Origin of the sequence: Pseudomonas sp. KK4 (genome assembly GCF_001984065.1) — a bacterium.
GTDB lineage: Bacteria > Pseudomonadota > Gammaproteobacteria > Pseudomonadales > Pseudomonadaceae > Aquipseudomonas.
Genome location: NZ_LYVP01000001.1, coordinates 16,170 through 34,525, shown reverse-complemented (window position 1 = coordinate 34,525; position 18,356 = coordinate 16,170). Strand labels below are relative to the sequence as shown.

Sequence of the window (18,356 nt, the reverse complement as noted above, 5' to 3'; positions counted from 1 at the left end):
GAACGCAGTCTTCGGCAACTGCTACAGGTGTTTTGTGTCATGTGAACAGGCTGTAAACCCTCGCCACACCGCCCCGCCAGCGGTACCCTGTCGAGGATTTTTCCTACGACTACTGTGAGTCGCCGAATGCCGAACCTGACCCTTTTCGTACAGCGCATCCTCGAATTGATGAAGCGCTATCCAGGGGTCATCGCGCTCGGTGGTTTTATCTCCGGCGTTGGCAGTTTCATTCTGGTGGATCGGCAACAGGGCCTGGCGAGCTGGATCACCACCATCATGCTGATCAGCTGGATCTGGCTGATGCTGGAAAACAGCCTGACCAAGCTGTTCACCCGGATCTTCAAACGGGAAATTCCCCAGCCATTGCTGCGTTACGCGACGCAGATGATCCACCAGGAAAGTCTATTCTTCGTCCTGCCGTTCTTCTTCATCACCACCACCTGGAACAGCGGGCAGTTGTTCTTCACCGGGCTGTTGGGCATCGCGGCGCTGATTTCCATCATCGACCCGCTTTACTACAAATGGCTGGCACCGCGGCGCTGGGCGTTCCTGGCGCTGCATACCCTGACCCTGTTCGCTGCTCTGCTCACCGCGTTGCCGGTGATCATGCACCTGACCACCTCACAGAGTTTCAAATGGGCGCTGGGCATTGCCGTACTGTTATCGTTCCCCAGCCTGGCGTCGATCTTTCCGATCCGCACCGTGCGCAATGCCCTGGCGATCCTTTGCATCACCGTGGGCATCGGCGGCGTGGGCTGGGTGCTGCGCTCGTGGGTGCCGCCGGCGACGCTGTGGATGACCGACGTCGCCATCAGCACGCAATTGCAGGACCGCACCCCTGGCAAGAGCCTGGAACAAGTCAGTGCCGATCAGATCCGCGCAGACGGCTTGTACGCCTACACCGCGATCAATGCCCCGCGCGGCCTCGACGAGCGGATCTATCACGTCTGGCAGTTCAACGGCAAAGAGGTCGACCGCATCGCCCTGGACATCCACGGCGGCCGCAAGGAAGGCTATCGGGCCTGGACCCACAAGCAGAATTTCCCCGGCAATCCTGCTGGCAAATGGCAGGTCAGGGTCCTGACAGAAGACGGCCAGGTCATCGGCGTACTGCGCTTCGAGATCACCGACAGCACACCGACCAAAGAAAAGTGATCGGGTTCGTGCTATTACGTAGTTCTGCGTAATCATCGAAAAAGCACGGAGCCCATGACCAGCGACACAGCGCCCGGCAATGCCCTACTGGATACCTCGTACGACCCGCCTCAGATACGGGTGACCGGGGACTGGACGCTCGCCCATTACGCCGACCTCAAGCACCTGAGCGAAAAGCTCGAAGGCCAATACGACGCCAGTACCCGCATCAACCTCAACGGCCTCGGCGCCCTGGATACCGCCGGCGCCTCGCTGCTGGTGGAGATGCTGGGCTCCGAGCGCCTGGGCCGGTCCGCCGAACACCCCGATTGCACCATCTCGTCCGCCGACCGCGCCCTGTTGCAAACGGTCTACCGCTCGTTGACGGATTTCTGCGCGCCCATCAAGGAGCCGCAAATCAGCGTCGGCATTCAGTTGCTGACCCGCATCGGCCGCGCGGTCGACACGGTCTGGCAGGACACCCTGCAACTGCTGGGTTTCGTCGGCCTGATCCTGGAAACCATCCTGCGCAATCTGTTTCGCCCCAAGCGCTGGCGTATCACGCCGATGGTCGCGCACGTCGAGCAGACCGGTCTGGATGCCGCGCCCATCGTCGCCCTGCTGACCTTTCTGGTGGGCGCCGTGGTGGCGTTTCTCGGGGCGACGGTGTTGGCCACTTTCGGCGCCACGGTGTTCACCGTCGACCTGGTGTCCTTCGCCTTCCTGCGCGAGTTCGCGGTATTGCTGACCGCGATCCTGATGGCCGGTCGCACCGCCAGTGCGTTCACCGCGCAGATCGGCTCGATGAAGGCCAACGAAGAAATCGACGCCATCCGCACCCTGGGCCTGGACCCGATGGAGTTGCTGGTGGTACCGCGGGTGCTGGCCCTGCTGATCTCGTTGCCCATGCTGACCTTCCTGGCGATGGTTTCGGGGATCGTCGGTGGCGGCGTGGTGTGTGCGGTGTCGCTGGATATTTCGCCGGCAATGTTCCTCTCGCTGCTGCAGTCGGACATCGGTGTTCAGCACTTCCTGGTGGGGATCGTCAAAGCTCCGGTGTTTGCCTTCCTGATCGCGGCGATCGGTTGTCTGGAAGGCTTCAAGGTCAGCGGCAGCGCCGAATCGGTCGGTGCGCACACCACCTCCAGCGTGGTGCAGTCGATTTTCGTGGTGATCGTGCTCGATGCCGTGGCTGCGATGTTTTTCATGGAGATGGGCTGGTGAAACGTTCAATCCACATTCCTGGCGAAGCGGTGATAGAAGTCCGTGGCCTGTGCAATCGTTTCGGCCTGCAGAGCGTGCACGAGAACCTCGACCTGAACCTGTACAAGGGCGAAATCCTCGCAGTGGTCGGCGGTTCCGGCAGCGGCAAATCGGTGTTGTTGCGCAGCATTGTCGGGCTTCGTCAGCCCAGTGAAGGCGTAGTGAAGGTTTTTGGCAAAAACCTGCCGAGCCTGTCCGAACATGAGCGTTCGTTGGTGGAGCGGCGCTTTGGCGTGCTGTTCCAGAAAGGCGCCCTGTTCTCTTCGCTGACCGTGACCGAAAACGTCGCCCTGCCCCTGATTGAACACGCCGGTTTGAGTCGCGATGACGCCGAGCATCTGGCGGCGGTGAAAATGGCTCTGGCCGGGCTGCCGTTGTCGGCGGCAGACAAGTACCCTGCGTCCCTGTCCGGCGGCATGATCAAGCGTGCGGCGCTGGCCCGGGCCCTGGCGCTGGACCCGGACATCCTGTTTCTTGATGAACCCACCGCCGGCCTCGATCCGATCGGCGCCGCCGCCTTCGATCAATTGATCCTGACCCTGCGCGACGCCCTGGGCCTGAGTGTTTTCCTGGTGACCCACGACCTCGACACGCTCTACACCATCACCGACCGGGTGGCGGTGCTGGCGCAGAAGAAGGTGCTGGTGGCCGATGCCATCGATGTTGTTTCAGAAACCAACGACCCATGGATTCACGAATATTTTCACGGCCCTCGCGGCCGCGCGGCGCTGAGCGCCGCCCAACAGCTCAACGAGGTCTGACATGGAAACCCGAGCCCATCATGTATTGATCGGCCTGTTCACCGTGATTGTGGTGGCGGGCGCCCTGCTCTTTGGCCTGTTTCTGGCCAAATCCAGCGTCGACACCGAGTTCAAGGATTACGAAGTGGTGTTCAACGAGGCAGTCAGCGGCCTGTCCAAGGGCAGTTCGGTGGCGTACAGCGGGATCAAGGTCGGCGACGTGATTTCGTTGCGCCTGGACCCGAAAGACCCGCGCCGGGTGCTGGCGCGGATCCGCCTGGGCGGCGATACGCCGGTCAAGGAAGACACCCAGGCCAAACTGGCGCTGACCGGTGTCACCGGGACCTCGATCATCCAGCTCAGCGGCGGTACGCCCCAGAGCCCTACGCTAAAGGGCAAGGACGGCAACCTGCCGACCATCATTGCATCGCCCTCGCCCATCGCCCGCCTGCTCATGGACAGCAACGACCTGGTCGCGGGGGTGAACACGCTGATGCACAACGCCAACCTGATGTTTTCCACCGAGAACATCGAGCGCATCAGCAAGACCCTCGAGCACCTGGAGCAGACCACCGGGGTGATTGCCGAACAGCGCGGCGATCTGCGCCAGGCCATGCAGCAACTGGCGTCTGTGGGTAAACAGGCCAGCAGCATGATGGAGCAGACCTCAGCGCTGATGCGCAACGCCAATGGGTTGCTCAACGATCAGGGCAAACAGATGTTCGGCAGTGCCGAGCAGGCCATGAAGTCGTTGGAACAGAGCAGCGCGACCATCAGCAAACTGCTCGTCACCAATCAGGATTCACTCAACAGCGGCATGCAGGGCCTCAATGGGCTGGCGCCGGCGATCCGCGAGTTGCGTGAAACCCTGACCTCGTTGCGGACCATCTCCAATCGCCTGGAAGCCGACCCCAGCGGTTACCTGCTGGGCAGTGACAAGCACAAGGAATTCACCCCATGAAGCTGACTACCCTCGCCCTCCTTGCCAGCTTCACGCTGATCAGCGCGTGCTCGATCCTGCCCAAGCCCGAGCCGTTTGAGATCTATCGATTGCCGACGGCGCAAAGCGGCGCATCGGTCACGCACGCAGCCCCGCAACGCTGGTCGCTGCGCCTGAACAAGCCCCAGGCCAGCGAGGCGTTGAACAGCCCGAACATTGCCGTCATTCCCCAGGGCGATGTGATGAGCAGCTACAAGGGTTCACGCTGGAGCGATCCGGCACCGGTGCTGCTGCGCAATCGTCTGCTCGATGGTTTCCAGCGCGATGGCCGGGTAACGCTGCTCAGCACCGACGACAGCAATTTCCAGGCAGACCTGGAGCTGGGTGGCAGCCTGCAGGCGTTTCAGACTGAGTACCAAGGCACTGCCGCCAGTGTCGTGGTGCGCTTCGATGCGCTGCTGGTACGCGGTTATGACCAGCGACTGCTCGCCAGCAAGCGCTTTGAAGTGCGCCAGGCATTGAGCGATGTAAAGGTGCCGGCGGCGGTGTCCGGGTTTGGTCAGGCCAGCGATCGGTTGACAGCGCAGGTGGTGGCTTGGGCGGTAGAACAAGGGCAGAAATTCGCCCCGCCACCGAGACCTTGAAAACACGCTCAATCAAAATGTGGGAGCGGGCTTGCTCGCGAAAGCGGTGTGTCAGTCAGCAGAGAGGCTGAATGTGCCGACCTCTTCGCGAGCAAGCCCGCTCCCACAGGTTTTTTCGGTCAACCGAAGAACCAGTAGCACACCCCGATGGCGCCCAGCACACCCGCCAGCTCCGCGAGCAACGCACACCCCACCGCATGTCGCGCCCGCTGGATGCCCACCGCACCGAAGTACACCGCCAGCACATAGAAGGTGGTTTCGGTGCTGCCCTGAATCGTCGCCGCCACCAATGCCGGGAAGCTGTCCACGCCCGAGGTTTTCATGGTTTCGATCAGCATCGCCCGGGCGGCGCTGCCGGAGAACGGCTTGACCATGGCTGTTGGCAGCGCATCGACGAAACGCGTGTCCCAACCGGCCCATTGCACCAGATGGCGAACTCCGTCCAGGCCGAAATCCAGCGCCCCGGAGGCCCGGAGCACGCCTACGGCGCAGAGCATTGCCACCAGATACGGCAGCAGATTCTTCGCCACATCAAAACCTTCTTTGGCGCCTTCGACGAACGCCTCGTAGACCTTGACCTTGCGCATGGCGCCGATGATCAGGAACAGCATGATCAGTCCGAAAAGCGTCAGGTTGCCGAGGATCGACGACAATCCCGCCAATGCTGTCGCCGACATAGTGCCTAACAGCGCCATGAATCCACCCAGGGCAAGGGCGCCGGGAATCAGATAGGCCAGCACCACCGGGTCCCAGACCCGCAGGCGTTGCATGAAGGCCACGGCCAGGAAGCCGACGATGGTCGAGCAACTGGTGGCCAGCAGAATCGGCAGGAACACCAGCGTCGGATCCGGCGCACCTTGTTGGGCGCGGTACATGAAGATCGTCACCGGCAGCAGGGTCAGGGAGGAGGCGTTGAGTACCAGGAACAGGATCTGCGCGTTGCTGGCGATGGTCGCGCTGGGGTTGAGCTCCTGCAGTGCCTTCATGGCTTTGAGGCCGATCGGCGTGGCGGCGTTGTCCAGACCCAGGGCGTTGGCGGCGAAGTTGAGGGTGATCAGGCCGATGGCCGGGTGGCCCGGCGGCACTTCCGGCATCAGGCGCAGGAACAGCGGGCCCAGAGCCTTTGCCAGCCATTCGACGATCCCGGCTTTCTCGGCGATGCGCAGAAAGCCCAGCCAGAGGGTGAGGGTGCCGAACAGCAGCACCATGACTTCGACCGACAGCTTGGCCATGGCGAAAATACTTTCCACCATCGCCGCGAAGATCCCGGCGTTGCCACCGATCAGCCATTGCGCCAGCGCCGACACGGCCGCCACGATGAAGAAGCCAAGCCACAGGCCATTGAGCATCAGTCAAATCCCCCAAAAGATGGGCGAATGATAGCGGTGCGGCCAGAAACGACAAACCCCGGATTGCTCCGGGGTTTGTGGGTACAGCTCTGAGGGCTGGCCTGGATCTGTTGTGGGAGCGGGCTTGCTCGCGAAAGCGGTGTGTCAGTCAGCAGAGAGGCTGAATGTGCCGACCTCTTCGCGAGCAAGCCCGCTCCCACAGGGTTGTGTCAGTTTTTGGACACTTCACCCGTCGGCAGCGGCTCTTTGCTGCGCCAGTGCGGCAGGGAGTTCCAGTAGCGCTGGCCCTTGGCGTCGTCGTACATACCTTCCCAGCGAGCGATGACCAGTACGGCCAGTGCGTTGCCGATCACGTTCAGTGCGGTGCGGGCCATGTCCATGATGCGGTCGACACCGGCGATGAACGCCAGGCCTTCGAGCGGGATACCCACGCTGCCCAGGGTGGCCAGCAGCACCACGAAGGACACGCCCGGTACACCGGCGATGCCTTTGGAGGTGACCATCAGGGTCAGTACCAGCAGCAGTTGCTGGCTGATCGACAGGTCGATCCCGTAGAGCTGAGCGATGAAGATCGCCGCGATGCTCTGGTACAGGGTCGAACCGTCGAGGTTGAACGAGTAACCGGTCGGCACGACGAAGCTGCAGATGGCTTTTGGCGCACCGTAGGCTTCCATCTTCTCGATCACGCGCGGCAGCACGGTCTCGGAGGAGGCGGTGGAGTAGGCCAGCACGAGCTCATCCTTGAAGATGCGCATCAGCTTGATCACCGAGAAACCGAACAGGCGAGCGACCAGGCCCAGAACCACGAAGGCGAAGAAGGCGATGGCGACATAAACCAGGATCACCAGTTTGGCCAGTGGCAGCAGCGAGGCGAAACCGAAGTTGGCCACGGTCACGGCAATCAGTGCGAAAACGCCGATCGGGGCGTAGTTCATGATCATGTGAGTGACCTTGAACATGCTTTCCGATACACCCTGGAACATGGTGACCAAAGGGTCGCGCAGTTCAGGCTTGAGGCTCGACAGGCCCAGACCGAACAGTACTGAGAAGAAGATGATCGGCAACATTTCACCGCGGGCCATGGCCGCGAAAATGTTGGACGGAATCAGGTTGAGGATGGTCTCGATGAATGCATGTTCATGCTGAACCTCAGCGGCGGTCGCCTGATACTTGGAGATATCCACTGTACCGAGGGTGCTCATGTCGATGCCGGCACCGGGATGGAACAGGTTGGCCAGCAACAGGCCGACGACGATGGCGATGGTGGTGACGACTTCGAAGTAGATGATGGTCTTGAGGCCGATGCTGCCCAATTTCTTCGCGTCACCCACGCCGGCAATGCCGACGATCAACGAAGAGATCACGATCGGGATCACGATCATCTTGATCAGACGGATAAAGATATCGCCTGCCGGTTGCAGAACGTTGCTGATCCACCAGGCTTTCTCGGCACTGAAATGGTTGAGCAGCGCACCGATTGCAATCCCCAATACCAGACCGATGAGGATCTGCCAGGCGAGGCTAAGCTTTGCCTTCTTCATATCTTTACCCTTACTTCAGTTTGACTCGGACAGAAGCCAGAACTGGCTCGCTTGTGGCGAGAAAGCCCTGTGCCGCTGCCCCCGTATAAGGAGCCCCGGAGCGCTTGTTATGGCTCTCTGGCAGGCGAAAAAAGGCGCAACTATTCCGATGCAAGGATGCGGCGTCTAATGCCGTAAACGCCTACCCCATGCCGAATCGGCATGAGGGAATTTTGCCGAAAGCGACGTCGCAATCGGTTCGAATGCGACATTTCGGCAGGCATAAGTGCCGTGAACCGGCCATTACAGCGTGGGTTGAGTGTTTTTTGATCAAGGGTGCAGGTGAAGAATTTCAGGAAAATCCTACGCAGCGTCGGACAGATTCTTTGCAAAACGGCGGGGTTTTTTCTCGATATACGGTCGCGGGGGAAACACTGGGCAATGTTTGTTTCGGTGTTGGTCGCAGGCAAATGAGGAATGGGGAAGGGCAAGACCAGTGTCAACGGCCTGTGAAAGCTCTCCGCAAGTCCGTCGATTCTCAAAGGATCGGCGAACTTGCGTCGCAGCTGTTCCTGACCCGGCCCTTGCGCAGGCACTCCTTGTGCCCGTAGGTCACTCCGCCCCAGTATCAGGCAGAACGTCCCGACCCCTTGGTCATGCGCCTGCCTTCTTCGGGTGGCGCAGGGGAAAGAAGCAAGCCTGCCTCTTTCTTGTTACAACTCAATACCAGCGCGGATCCTTGCGCAGTTGTTCCATCAACAAATCCTGCATGCCCTGATCCGGCTTACCGAGGAATCGGTAAGTGGCGTGCCGGGTGGGCGACTTGTCTGCCGGCAGTGCGGCAGGCACGTCGACCAACATGGCGTAGGCGTCCTTTTTGTCGAAACTGACGGCGACGATCAAGCGTTGGTTCAGGCAGGTCGTCTGTGATTCACACAGCGGCCCTACCAGAAACTTGTCGCCATCCTCTTCGACGGCATTCATTTGTTCGGCATCGCCGGACAGGTTCATGACCCATTCCGGCAGGCGTTCCTCTTTCTTGACGACGCCCTGCCAGGTTTCACGGTACTGCGGGTCTGCATTGATCAACTCATTGACCCGCGTCTGGCCGTCATTGGCCGCTACCGCCGTGGCGCTTGTTCCGAGAACGGTGCCGCCCAACAGCAGGGCGGCAGCCAGTGTCTTCAAGGCTTTCACGGTCAGCCTCGACCGCGACGGCCAAAGAAGAAGGAAGCGATGAACATCACCAGGAACACGACAAAGAGAATCTTGGCGATACCCGTGGCGGTGCCCGCGATACCACCGAAGCCCAGTACCGCAGCGACAATGGCAATGATCAAGAATGTGATTGCCCAGCTCAACATGGTGATTCTCCTTACGCTTCTATTATTTAGAGGTAGTGCATTGCCCGGCGCTTGGAGCGCGCCAAGTGATAAAACCTAGAACACCCAGCGTTCCTGACGAGGCATGTCTTGCATCGTCTGGTGTTGGTCGACATCCATCATTCGCATTGCAGCGGTGTCGGCCATGCCGCTTGTGGCGGCACTGAAGTGGGTTTGAGTCGGATGTTGAAACGACACGCTTGGCCCTTCTGGCTGCTGGCTTTGCTCCCAGCGCAAGAATTGCTGACCGGCAACCAAGGTGATCAGCAGCGCCAGTACGGCAAACAGACCTTGCTGTAGATGCAATGGCGAGAGCCGCAATTGGGTTGCACGTTGGCGTTTCATCCTGAAGCTCCTCCCACGGGGGGTAATCGGTTGAGGGCGAGTTGTTATTGCCCTGCGTTGTTCAAGATATTGCAGCCGTCGTGCCAGATTTTTTATGCAAAAAAATCCTTATAAATCAACGATTTAAAATCGCGTAGCAATGTCCGTCGGACGCATCCTGCACGATGGGGCTTCGTGCGGTCGTGCGTAATGCACGATCAGCACGACGGGCGTCACAATAATTTTGAATTGAGGGAAGGGCGCAGCTGTCAGAAAAAGGCGCGATCCGGTGTTTGAAAAGCTGATGACTGTAAGAGGCTTACAAAATCAGGCGGAAATCACCGAGGCGGGAGATAAATACCCTGCCATGGCAGGAATGGATCAGAATAAACCATGCAACTTGCCCGATTTTTCCGGGACTAACCAAGATAATTCTCAAAGGAGCGTAGGAAAATGGAATCAGCCACTGAGCATCAAGGCCGAATTCTGCTGGTAGATGACGAGTCCGCCATCCTGCGTACCTTCCGTTATTGCCTCGAAGACGAAGGCTACAGCGTCGCAACGGCCAACAGCGCTGCGCAAGCCGACATGTTGTTGCAACGCCAGGTGTTCGATCTGTGCTTCCTTGATTTGCGCCTGGGTGAAGACAACGGCCTGGATGTACTGGCCCAGATGCGGGTGCAGGCGCCCTGGATGCGTGTGGTGATCGTCACCGCCCATTCGGCGGTTGATACCGCCGTGGATGCCATTCAGGCCGGCGCCGCCGACTATCTGGTCAAGCCGTGCAGCCCGGATCAACTGCGCCTGGCCACGGCCAAGCAGCTTGAAGTGAGGCAATTGTCGGCGCGACTGGAAGCGCTGGAAGGCGAGGTACGCAAACCCAAGGATGGCCTGGATTCCCACAGCCCGGCCATGAAGGTGGTACTGGAAACTGCCCGCCAAGTGGCCAACACCGATGCCAATATCTTGATTCTCGGTGAATCGGGGACCGGTAAAGGTGAACTGTCCCAGGCCATTCACGGCTGGAGCAAACGCTCGAAGAAGTCGTGCATCACCATCAACTGCCCGTCGCTGACAGCCGAACTTATGGAAAGCGAATTGTTCGGCCATAGTCGCGGCGCGTTCACCGGTGCCAGCGAGAGTACCTTGGGGCGAGTGAATCAGGCTGACGGCGGTACGCTGTTTCTCGATGAAATTGGCGATTTTCCACTGATTTTACAACCAAAGTTGCTGCGTTTCATTCAAGACAAGGAATACGAGCGCGTGGGTGACCCAGTCACTCGCCGCGCTGACGTTCGCATCCTCGCCGCCACCAACCAGAACCTCGAGGACATGGTTCGTGACGGTCGCTTCCGTGAAGACTTGCTCTACCGCCTGAACGTCATCACCCTGCACCTGCCACCGCTGCGCGAGCGTCGGGAAGACATCCTCAACCTTGCCGACCGCTTCCTGGCTCGCTTCGTCAAAGAGTATGCGCGCCCGGCCCGTGGTTTCAGTGACGAAGCCCGTGAGGCGCTGCTGGGTTATCGCTGGCCGGGGAACATTCGCGAACTGCGCAACGTGGTGGAGCGGGCGAGCATCATCTGCCCTCAGGAGCGAGTCGAAATCACTCACCTGGGGATGGCGGAAACGCCGATCAACAATGCACCGCGCATCGGCGCGGCGCTAAGCCTGGACGAGCTTGAAAAAGCGCACATCGGCGCGGTTCTCGCCACCGCCGGCACTCTGGATCAAGCCGCCAAGACACTGGGTATCGATGCTTCGACGCTTTATCGCAAGCGCAAGCAGTACAACTTATGAGTCGCCGGTCATGAAGCTGGCGATGAATCTGCGGACCCGGCTGTTCCTGAGCATTTCTGCGCTGATCACCGTGGCGCTCCTGGGGCTGCTGCTCGGTCTGGTCAGCGTGATGCAGATGGCCGGCAGCCAGGAAGCGCTGGTGCGCAACAATTTCGCCACCCTGGATATCGGCCTCAAGCTGCGCCAGACCCTGGGTGATCAGTTGATCATCATGCTCAGTGACAAGCCTGACCCCGCAGCCTTCGATGCATCCAGGCAGCAATACTTCCAATTGCTGGAACAGGGCATTGCCCAGGAACCGGCAGATGTCGGCAGTGATTACGGGTTCAGGAAAGCCAAGGCGGACTACCTGGGTTTCATCAAGGCCTACGAAGAGGCGGCCGATACGACCCGCGTGCTGAGCGGTAACGACGAACTCACCGCCAGATTCAACGCACTGCGCAGTGGGCTGATCGCCGAGCACAAGCGCTCGCTGGACAATATCAACGACATCGAGCGCCGCGGCCGTGAACGCGCATTGCTGATTGCCGGTCTGTTGGGGCTGGTCGGGTTGGCGGTGCTGATCATCGGTTTCGTGACCGCCCATGCCATTGCCCGTCGTTTCGGTGAGCCCATCGAGGCGTTGGCGCAGGCGGCGGACAACATCGGCCAGGGCAATTTCGATGTCACGCTGCCGGTTTCCTCGGCCGTGGAGCTGAACCAGTTGACCCGGCGTTTCGGGATCATGGCCGAGGCGCTGCGCGAACACCAGGCCACCAATGTGGATGAGCTGATGGCCGGTCAGCAGCGCCTGCAGGCGGTGCTCGACAGCATCGACGACGGCTTGCTGATGATCGATCGCCAGGGCTGCCTGGAGCACCTCAATCCCGTGGCGCAGCGCCAATTGGGTTGGGACAACGATCGGGTCGGGCAAGCGCTGGGCGTGGCCCTGCAACGCCCCGAACTCGATGAGCAGCTGCAAATGGTGCTGCGTGGCGGCACGCTGGAGCGAGCGCCTGAAGACCTGAGCATTGAGGTCGATGGTGAAATCCGCCTGCTGACCTTCAGCCTGACCCCGGTCATTCACACCCAGGGGCACATCCTCGGCGCGGTGATGGTGCTGCATGACGTCACCGAGCAGCGCGCCTTCGAACGAGTGCGCAGTGAGTTCGTGTTGCGTGCCTCCCATGAACTGCGCACGCCCGTCACCGGCATGCACATGGCGTTCGGCTTGTTCCGCGAACGTGCGCATTTTGCCCCGGACTCCCGTGAAGCGGATCTGCTGGATACGGTGAACGAGGAAATGCAGCGCCTGATGCAGTTGATCAACGACCTGCTGAATTTCTCGCGCTACCAGAACGGCTTGCAGAAACTCACCCTGTCGCCCTGTTGCATCGAAGACTTGCTGGAGCAGGCGCAGATACGCTTCAACGGTGCCGCCCAGGAAAAGGGCATCGAGTTGCTGGTGGAAGTGCAGGGGCCGTTACCGCGCTTGCAGGCCGATCAGCCGCAACTGGACCGGGTGCTCGACAACTTGATCGACAACGCCCTGCGCCATACCTCCGCTGGCGGTCTCATCCGCTTGCAGGCCCGACGCCACGGCGAACGGGTGATCATCAGCGTCGAAGACAACGGCGAAGGCATTGCCTACGGGCAGCAGGGGCGAATCTTCGAGCCCTTTGTGCAGGTGGGCCGCAAGAAGGGCGGTGCCGGGCTGGGGCTGGCGCTGTGCAAGGAAATCGTGCAGTTGCACGGCGGGCGGATGGGGGTTTATTCGCGGCCGGGGCAGGGCACGCAGTTCTACATGGCGCTGACGGTCTGACGCACGCTACGCTTCGTCATCCAGGCGTCGGCCAGCCAGGCGACGACCACGGGTAATCAGTTCGATGAACTGCACGGCGCTCAGTGCATGGGCGAACAGCCAGCCCTGACCGAACTTCACGCCTTCACTGCTCAGGAACGCTGCCTGGGCTTCATGCTCGATGCCCTCGGCGATGACCTTCAGGTGCAGTGATTGCGCCATGTGGATGATGTGCGGGGCAACGCCGCTGCTGGCCGCATCATGGCCGAGTGCGTCGATGAAGGCCTTGTCGATCTTCAGGCAGTCCACTGGCAGGGTCTGCAGGTAGGCGAGGCTGCAATATCCGGTGCCGAAGTCGTCGATGAGCACTTGATGGCCGACATCGCGCAGCGCTTGCAGGTTTTCCCGGGCCACCACCACGTCGATCAGCCCGCGCTCGGTGACCTCAAAGGCGATTTGCTGGGCGGCGACTCGATGCAGGGTCAGCAGCCGCGCCATCACCTGACCGATGCGCGGCACCATCACATCGCATGCCGCCAGGTTGACCGAGATGTACAGCTTGGGATTGGCCCGCAGCAATTGCCCCAGTTGCTCCAGCAACCGTTGCAGAACGAAGTCGGTCATCTGGCGGATCTGCCCGGTGTTTTCCGCCATTGGAATGAACAGATCGGGGCTGGTCAGGGTGCCGTCCGGCCGTCGCCAGCGCAGCAGGGCTTCGGCGCCGACGCAGTTGCGGCTGTCCAGGTCAAAGATCGGTTGATACAGGACCTGCAATTCGCCCCGGCGGATGGCGCCGGTCAGTTCCGCGTCCAGGGACTGGCGCTGGCGCACCAGCAGGAACACCAGAAAACCCACGCACAACGACAGTCCCAGGCAGACCGGCAACAGCCACCACCACATCAGCGGTATGTGGGTACCACCGCGGGGACTGATCAACACCAGTTGGTATTCCGGGTTGTCAGTGGGCATGCGATAAATCAATCGTGACTGGGTGACTTGCAGCGCATCGCGACTTTTCGGCGGCCAATGCTCGGTGGGTGGCCAGACCTGTGAAGAACCGAGCACCGGAATTGCCCGAGTACCGTGATCGAGCACCACCAGCAGACTGCTGCCCGGCGTCAGATCGACCATGTCGGTCAAATGCCCGCGGGAGGTCGCGACACGGAAATTACCGCGTCCGAGCATCAGCGCAGCACGGTTTTCATCGGGTTCGGTGGTGGTGTTGAGCCAGTAGCTGTAGGTGGGGCCCTTGATGTCCGGCGGTCGTATCAGCGACAGCCCTTCCTGGCGCGGCCGATTGGAGCAGATGCGCGTGGCATCCATGTAGGCGGCTTCGTAAACGAAGCGGTAATTGAAACTGACCTGCTGCAAAGTCGCGATCATTTCCTCGTCGCAGGTGCGCAGAGGCTGAGCTTCCAGGTCATCGAGGCTTTCGCGCAGCTGCCCGAACAGTTGCTCCAGACGAGCTAGAAATCGTTCGCCTTGAGCGTTCATTTCCAGGCTCTCGTTCTGTTCGACCTGATGCAGCGCAATGAACAGGCTGCCGGACATCAGCAGGGTCGCACTCAAGACAGCCGCCATCATCGCCAGGAACCATGGGCGATAGAACCAACTACGGAATGTCTCTCTGGCAGCAGGCATTGTGGATATCCGACGAATTACCAATGAGTTATAGCTGCTGAATGGCAAAGGTGCGCTGACCGTCGGGCGGGCGTCATTATTTTGTCTGATTCAGTACCTGAAGCAGCGCCGCCGTTTGCGCATCCGGCATACCGTCGAAGTGCGAGGGGCGAAAGTGCATCTGGAAGGCGGCGATCACATGGCGGGTGGCGACGTCCAGTTCCCCGGTCTGGGCAATCTCGTAACCGGCACGGGCCAATTGCGCCTGGTACCAACTGATGCTCGGCGGCTGTACTTCAAACTGTAGCTGCTGATGCGCCACGGCCTGCTCATTCGGCCAAATACCGAATCCCTCGGCGGCCAGGCGCTTCCAGGGAAACAACGGACCCGGATCAAGCTTGCGCAGAGGGGCGATGTCGCTGTGGCCAATGATGCTGCGCGGGCTGATGGCGTAGCGGGTGGTGATGTCTTTGAGCAGAACGATCAAGGACTGGATCTGGGCTTCGCTGTAGGGGTACCAGAGGCGCCCGGCAGGGGTCTCCTTGAAACCGGGGTTGACGATTTCGATGCCGATGGAGCTGGAGTTCAGCCAGGTCCGACCCTGCCATTGGCTTTCCCCGGCGTGCCAGGCCCTGAGGTTTTCGTCCATCAGCTTATAGATGGTTGCCTTCGGGTCGTCGCCGATCAGGTAATGGCTGCTGACCTCGCCGTGGGTCAGCAATTGCAGAGAACGCTCCAGAGAGGCTGAGGTGTAATGCAGCACCACGAACTGAATGCGGCTGTCGTGATTGGCCGAAGGGTGACGAGTGTCGTAGCGGGGGGCGCTGGCACAACCGGCCAGTAGCAACAGCGACAGAAGGAACGCGGAAAATTTCATGGCGGAGGCAATACACGCAGGACAGTAATGCAACAGTGTAACGTACTGACCTGCGTCCGGCGGGCAATCGCCGGGTTTTAAACAAAATGGAACACTTGTCCTCAGCCCAGCTCAACCCGGTTGCGTCCTGCATTTTTTGCACGGTAGAGCGCCTGATCGGCCCTTTTGAGTACCAGATCGCTTTTTTCGCCGGTCTTGAATACCGTCAGGCCCATGGAAATCGTCACGGTGACTCGCTCGCCCTTGAAGTGGAACGGACAGGCTTCGATGGATGCGCGCAGGTGTTCCAGGAGTTTCATCCCGGCCGCCGGTACCGTCGCAGGCAGTAACAGGACAAATTCCTCGCCCCCAAACCGGGCAATGAAATCCGTCCCGCGCAGGCGTTTGCGCAGCACCGTGGCAATGATTTTCAGCACCTTGTCGCCCGCCAGGTGGCCGTAGTTGTCGTTGATGCGCTTGAAGTGATCGAGGTCGAGCATGGCCAGCATCAAGGTATTGCCGTGTTGCTGCCATTCGCGAATTTCGTGCTCCAGTCGCTCGCTCCAGGCGGCGCGATTGGGCAGGCCGGTCAATGGGTCGATCAAGGCTTTCTGGCGCTGTTCTTCGAGGTGCTCGCGAAAGCCCAGGGCTTCCTGTTCCATGTGCGCCACCCGTTCGGCCAGGCTGTGCAGGCGGGCGGCCACTTCCTGCTCACGCTCGTCACGCTGCTGGCGATGCTGATCCATGGTGCCGAGCAGGCCTTCGAGATGGTTTTCCAGTATGACCTTGAGGTCTTCCAGGTCGGCGGCTTCATGCATGCTGGTCTGCAGGCCGTCGACTTGTTCGCGGATCTGCGTGTCCATGGCTTGGGCGGCGGAACGGCTGTCGGCATGGCCGGCGCTGGCGGCTTGCAGATTGCTCTGGAAGGATTCGAGGCGCTCGTTGAGGTGCTGCAGGTACGCTTCGAATTCATGTTGGCCGCTGTCGGAAATGGCCAGCATCAGGGTCGCCAGATCGTCGAGGATTGGCAGCAGTTCGTACCAGTTCAAGCCGTTTTTCAGACGATCGCGCATCGATTCCGCTTGCGGGCGATGGCGTTCCGGCAGTGTCAGGTCGTCGAGCAGGCCCAGCAACGTCTCTTCGATATGCTTGGCGACAGAACTGTAGGATGGCTCGGGGGAATCCGGTAGCGCGTACAGAATGTCGTGTTCGGACGCGTCGGGCTCGATTGCGGTTATAGGCTCAGGCAGCGCGGCGTGGGTCAGTTCGTCGGGATTGATGCGTGGCTCGCTCTGAGCGACGGGCGCCTCGGTGACTGTTGCAACGGCGTCGGGCGGGTCCGCTTTGTCCTGGGCTTGGGTTTGCGGCAATGACTGTACTGCTGGCGGCTCGTCCGGTGCAGCGGGTTCAGTCGCTGGAGGCTGCTGGTCCGGCAAAGGCTCGATGAGTGCTGGTTCGTCGGCCACGGCAACCAGGGCTGAGGCTTCGACGTGCGGTTCAACGCCAGCCGTTGCCGGCAACGTCGCGGCAATCGGCGCCGGCTCGATAGGTTCGGGCTGGTGTTCAGCGATAGGCGCGGCCTGTGTCGTGACCTCTTCAGCCTCTCGCTGACCGAACAACCGCTGCAGCAGGCCGGGGCGCTCGGGCTCGACCGGGGCCTCCAGCTGGCTCAGGGCCTTGCCTTGCAAGCCGCTCAGTTCGCTGAGCAGCAGCGGAATCTCTCGAGCCTGGCTGACGCGGTGATCCAGTTGTTTTGCGAAGTTTTTCAGCGGGCGACTGACGTCCCGCGGCAGCGGCAGGGTTAGCAGTTGAGTGACCAGCGCTGTCAGCGCCGCGCTGGTCTGGTTGATGCGGGTTTCCCTGCGCTGCTCGGAGTCGAGCACGGCTTTTTCCAGGCGCGGGAGCAGGGCGGCCAGACCGGCGTCCATGTCGTCGGTGCGCACGACTTCGCGCATTTCCTTCATGCATTGATCAACTGCGCGATCGGTGCCTTCGGCCGCCAGCGTGCTGCGTACCAGGCCCCGGCGCAGCAGGTCGAGGCGGGCGTCCCAGCGACGTTCGAGCTTTTCCTGTTGTTCGATGCTTTTGAGGTATTTCTCTTTCCAGCGCTGGGCTTCGTCGCTCATTCAGGGGTTCCGCGAAGGGCAGGACTCAACGCGGGCAATGCATCGGCCGTGAGCGAACCCGGCAGACGAATCTCTACCGCGACCGGCAGGTGATCGGAAATGGGTTGGGCCAGCACCTCGACCTTTTCCAGGGTCAGGGTCGGGCTCAGCAGAATGTGGTCCAGGCAGCGCTGTGGGCGCCAGCTGGGGAATGTCGCTTCCAGTTGTGGTGCAAGCAGGCCCAGGTCGCGCAATGGCGAGTTTTGCAGCAGGTCACTGGCGTGAGTATTCATGTCACCCATCAGTACCTGATGCTTGTAACCACCGATCAACTCCCGGATGTAGGCCAGTTGCATGCTGCGTGCCCGTGCACCCAAAGCCAGGTGCATCATGACCACCACCAGCGCCTCCGGACCTTCGCCGAAGCGCACCAGGATCGCGCCGCGACCCTTGGGGCCCGGCAATGGATGATCTTCGATCGCCCATGGACGCAGGCGGCTGAGCACGCCATTGCTGTGCTGGCCGAGGCGTCCGAGGTTGCGATTGAGTTGCTGATACCAGTAGGGGAAGGCGCCCAACTGGGCGAGGTGCTCGACCTGGTTGACGTAACCGGATCGCAGGCTGCCGCCGTCGGCTTCCTGAAGGGCGACCAGATCGAAGTCGCCCAGCAGGCTGCCGATTTTCTGCAGGTTGTCGGCGCGGCCGGTATGCGGCAACAGGTGTTGCCAGCCCCGGGTCAGGTAGTGCCGATAGCGTTCGGTACTGATGCCGACCTGGATATTGAAACTGAGCAAGCGCAGACGGCTGTCTTCGGGCAGGCCCGTCGACTCCAGATGATGCTCGTTGACCCGCGGATCATGCAGGCCAACGACACGTTCAGTTCCCCAGCGGCGCATGGT

16 protein-coding genes are annotated in these 18,356 nt (G+C 60.7%); 7 read left to right on the top strand and 9 right to left on the bottom strand.

The features are described from left to right. The first annotated feature begins 126 nt into the window (after window positions 1-126). The 5 genes from B0W55_RS00165 to B0W55_RS00145 are packed head-to-tail and all read left to right on the top strand — an operon-like array spanning window position 127 to window position 4,721. Window positions 127-1,155: a DUF5924 family protein gene (locus tag B0W55_RS00165; protein WP_077044052.1), complete on the top strand. Its 1,029-nt coding sequence runs from the start codon at window positions 127-129 to the stop codon at window positions 1,153-1,155. A 54-nt stretch (window positions 1,156-1,209) separates the two neighbouring features. Next, window positions 1,210-2,358 (top strand): ABC transporter permease, encoded by a 1,149-nt coding sequence (locus B0W55_RS00160; RefSeq protein WP_077044051.1) that lies wholly within the window; start codon window positions 1,210-1,212, stop codon window positions 2,356-2,358. 8 nt (window positions 2,359-2,366) lie between these two features. Beyond that, complete coding sequence (locus B0W55_RS00155; protein WP_175645447.1) at window positions 2,367-3,158, top strand: ABC transporter ATP-binding protein; 792 nt, start codon at window positions 2,367-2,369, stop codon at window positions 3,156-3,158. A gap of 1 nt (window position 3,159) precedes the next feature. After that, entirely contained in the window at window positions 3,160-4,098 is a 939-nt protein-coding gene (locus B0W55_RS00150; RefSeq protein ID WP_077044049.1) for an MlaD family protein, read from the top strand. After that, window positions 4,095-4,721, top strand: coding sequence for an ABC-type transport auxiliary lipoprotein family protein (locus B0W55_RS00145; RefSeq protein ID WP_077044048.1), 627 nt, complete (start codon window positions 4,095-4,097; stop codon window positions 4,719-4,721). The genes B0W55_RS00150 and B0W55_RS00145 overlap by 4 nt, the downstream gene beginning before the upstream one ends. A gap of 119 nt (window positions 4,722-4,840) precedes the next feature. On the opposite strand, the gene B0W55_RS00140 is transcribed toward B0W55_RS00145, so the two are convergent. The 5 genes from B0W55_RS00140 to B0W55_RS00115 form a co-directional block, all read right to left on the bottom strand. Continuing rightward, complete coding sequence (locus B0W55_RS00140; RefSeq protein ID WP_077044047.1) at window positions 4,841-6,070, bottom strand: nucleoside recognition domain-containing protein; 1,230 nt, start codon at window positions 6,068-6,070, stop codon at window positions 4,841-4,843. A 209-nt stretch (window positions 6,071-6,279) separates the two neighbouring features. Then, complete coding sequence (gene gltP, locus B0W55_RS00130; protein ID WP_077044045.1) at window positions 6,280-7,611, bottom strand: glutamate/aspartate:proton symporter GltP; 1,332 nt, start codon at window positions 7,609-7,611, stop codon at window positions 6,280-6,282. A 699-nt stretch (window positions 7,612-8,310) separates the two neighbouring features. Beyond that, window positions 8,311-8,787: an inhibitor of vertebrate lysozyme family protein gene (locus B0W55_RS00125; RefSeq protein ID WP_083743148.1), complete on the bottom strand. Its 477-nt coding sequence runs from the start codon at window positions 8,785-8,787 to the stop codon at window positions 8,311-8,313. 2 nt (window positions 8,788-8,789) lie between these two features. After that, window positions 8,790-8,954 carry a DUF1328 domain-containing protein gene (locus B0W55_RS00120; RefSeq protein ID WP_003170804.1) on the bottom strand — a complete coding sequence of 55 codons (165 nt, stop codon included), beginning with the start codon at window positions 8,952-8,954 and terminating at the stop codon, window positions 8,790-8,792. A gap of 75 nt (window positions 8,955-9,029) precedes the next feature. After that, a complete protein-coding gene (locus B0W55_RS00115) occupies window positions 9,030-9,317 on the bottom strand; it encodes a hypothetical protein (RefSeq protein WP_077044043.1) in 288 nt (95 codons plus the stop codon). Window positions 9,318-9,749: 432 nt separating this feature from the next. Between B0W55_RS00115 and algB the strand changes: the two genes are divergently transcribed. Together algB and B0W55_RS00105 are read left to right on the top strand one after the other, a co-directional pair. After that, window positions 9,750-11,096 carry a sigma-54-dependent response regulator transcription factor AlgB gene (algB, locus tag B0W55_RS00110; protein ID WP_077044042.1) on the top strand — a complete coding sequence of 449 codons (1,347 nt, stop codon included), beginning with the start codon at window positions 9,750-9,752 and terminating at the stop codon, window positions 11,094-11,096. A 10-nt stretch (window positions 11,097-11,106) separates the two neighbouring features. Further along, entirely contained in the window at window positions 11,107-12,897 is a 1,791-nt protein-coding gene (locus B0W55_RS00105; RefSeq protein ID WP_077044041.1) for a KinB sensor domain-containing domain, read from the top strand. A gap of 6 nt (window positions 12,898-12,903) precedes the next feature. Here the strand turns inward: B0W55_RS00105 and B0W55_RS00100 are convergent, their stop codons facing one another. From B0W55_RS00100 to B0W55_RS00085, 4 genes are all read right to left on the bottom strand, one after another. Continuing rightward, a complete protein-coding gene (locus B0W55_RS00100; protein WP_077044040.1) occupies window positions 12,904-14,517 on the bottom strand; it encodes an EAL domain-containing protein in 1,614 nt (537 codons plus the stop codon). 76 nt (window positions 14,518-14,593) lie between these two features. Then, a complete protein-coding gene (locus tag B0W55_RS00095; RefSeq protein ID WP_077044039.1) occupies window positions 14,594-15,373 on the bottom strand; it encodes an N-acetylmuramoyl-L-alanine amidase in 780 nt (259 codons plus the stop codon). Window positions 15,374-15,474: 101 nt separating this feature from the next. Next, window positions 15,475-17,478 carry a GGDEF domain-containing protein gene (locus B0W55_RS00090; RefSeq protein WP_077044038.1) on the bottom strand — a complete coding sequence of 668 codons (2,004 nt, stop codon included), beginning with the start codon at window positions 17,476-17,478 and terminating at the stop codon, window positions 15,475-15,477. Beyond that, the gene (locus B0W55_RS00085; RefSeq protein ID WP_077044037.1) at window positions 17,475-18,353 is read right to left on the bottom strand and encodes an endonuclease/exonuclease/phosphatase family protein; all 879 of its coding nucleotides are present in this window, start codon (window positions 18,351-18,353) and stop codon (window positions 17,475-17,477) included. The genes B0W55_RS00090 and B0W55_RS00085 overlap by 4 nt, the downstream gene beginning before the upstream one ends. Window positions 18,354-18,356: the final 3 nt, after the last annotated feature.

Coding starts and splice junctions, on each gene's coding strand:
- B0W55_RS00165 (WP_077044052.1), top strand. CDS start 127: ATGCCGAACCTGACCCTTTTCGTACAGCGCATCCTCGAATTGATGAAG.
- B0W55_RS00150 (WP_077044049.1), top strand. CDS start 3,160: ATGGAAACCCGAGCCCATCATGTATTGATCGGCCTGTTCACCGTGATT.
- algB (WP_077044042.1), top strand. CDS start 9,750: ATGGAATCAGCCACTGAGCATCAAGGCCGAATTCTGCTGGTAGATGAC.
- B0W55_RS00120 (WP_003170804.1), bottom strand. CDS start 8,954: ATGTTGAGCTGGGCAATCACATTCTTGATCATTGCCATTGTCGCTGCG.
- B0W55_RS00140 (WP_077044047.1), bottom strand. CDS start 6,070: ATGCTCAATGGCCTGTGGCTTGGCTTCTTCATCGTGGCGGCCGTGTCG.
- B0W55_RS00085 (WP_077044037.1), bottom strand. CDS start 18,353: ATGCGCCGCTGGGGAACTGAACGTGTCGTTGGCCTGCATGATCCGCGG.
- B0W55_RS00090 (WP_077044038.1), bottom strand. CDS start 17,478: ATGAGCGACGAAGCCCAGCGCTGGAAAGAGAAATACCTCAAAAGCATC.
- B0W55_RS00095 (WP_077044039.1), bottom strand. CDS start 15,373: ATGAAATTTTCCGCGTTCCTTCTGTCGCTGTTGCTACTGGCCGGTTGT.
- B0W55_RS00115 (WP_077044043.1), bottom strand. CDS start 9,317: ATGAAACGCCAACGTGCAACCCAATTGCGGCTCTCGCCATTGCATCTA.
- B0W55_RS00105 (WP_077044041.1), top strand. CDS start 11,107: ATGAAGCTGGCGATGAATCTGCGGACCCGGCTGTTCCTGAGCATTTCT.
- B0W55_RS00100 (WP_077044040.1), bottom strand. CDS start 14,517: ATGCCTGCTGCCAGAGAGACATTCCGTAGTTGGTTCTATCGCCCATGG.
- gltP (WP_077044045.1), bottom strand. CDS start 7,611: ATGAAGAAGGCAAAGCTTAGCCTCGCCTGGCAGATCCTCATCGGTCTG.
- B0W55_RS00160 (WP_077044051.1), top strand. CDS start 1,210: ATGACCAGCGACACAGCGCCCGGCAATGCCCTACTGGATACCTCGTAC.
- B0W55_RS00145 (WP_077044048.1), top strand. CDS start 4,095: ATGAAGCTGACTACCCTCGCCCTCCTTGCCAGCTTCACGCTGATCAGC.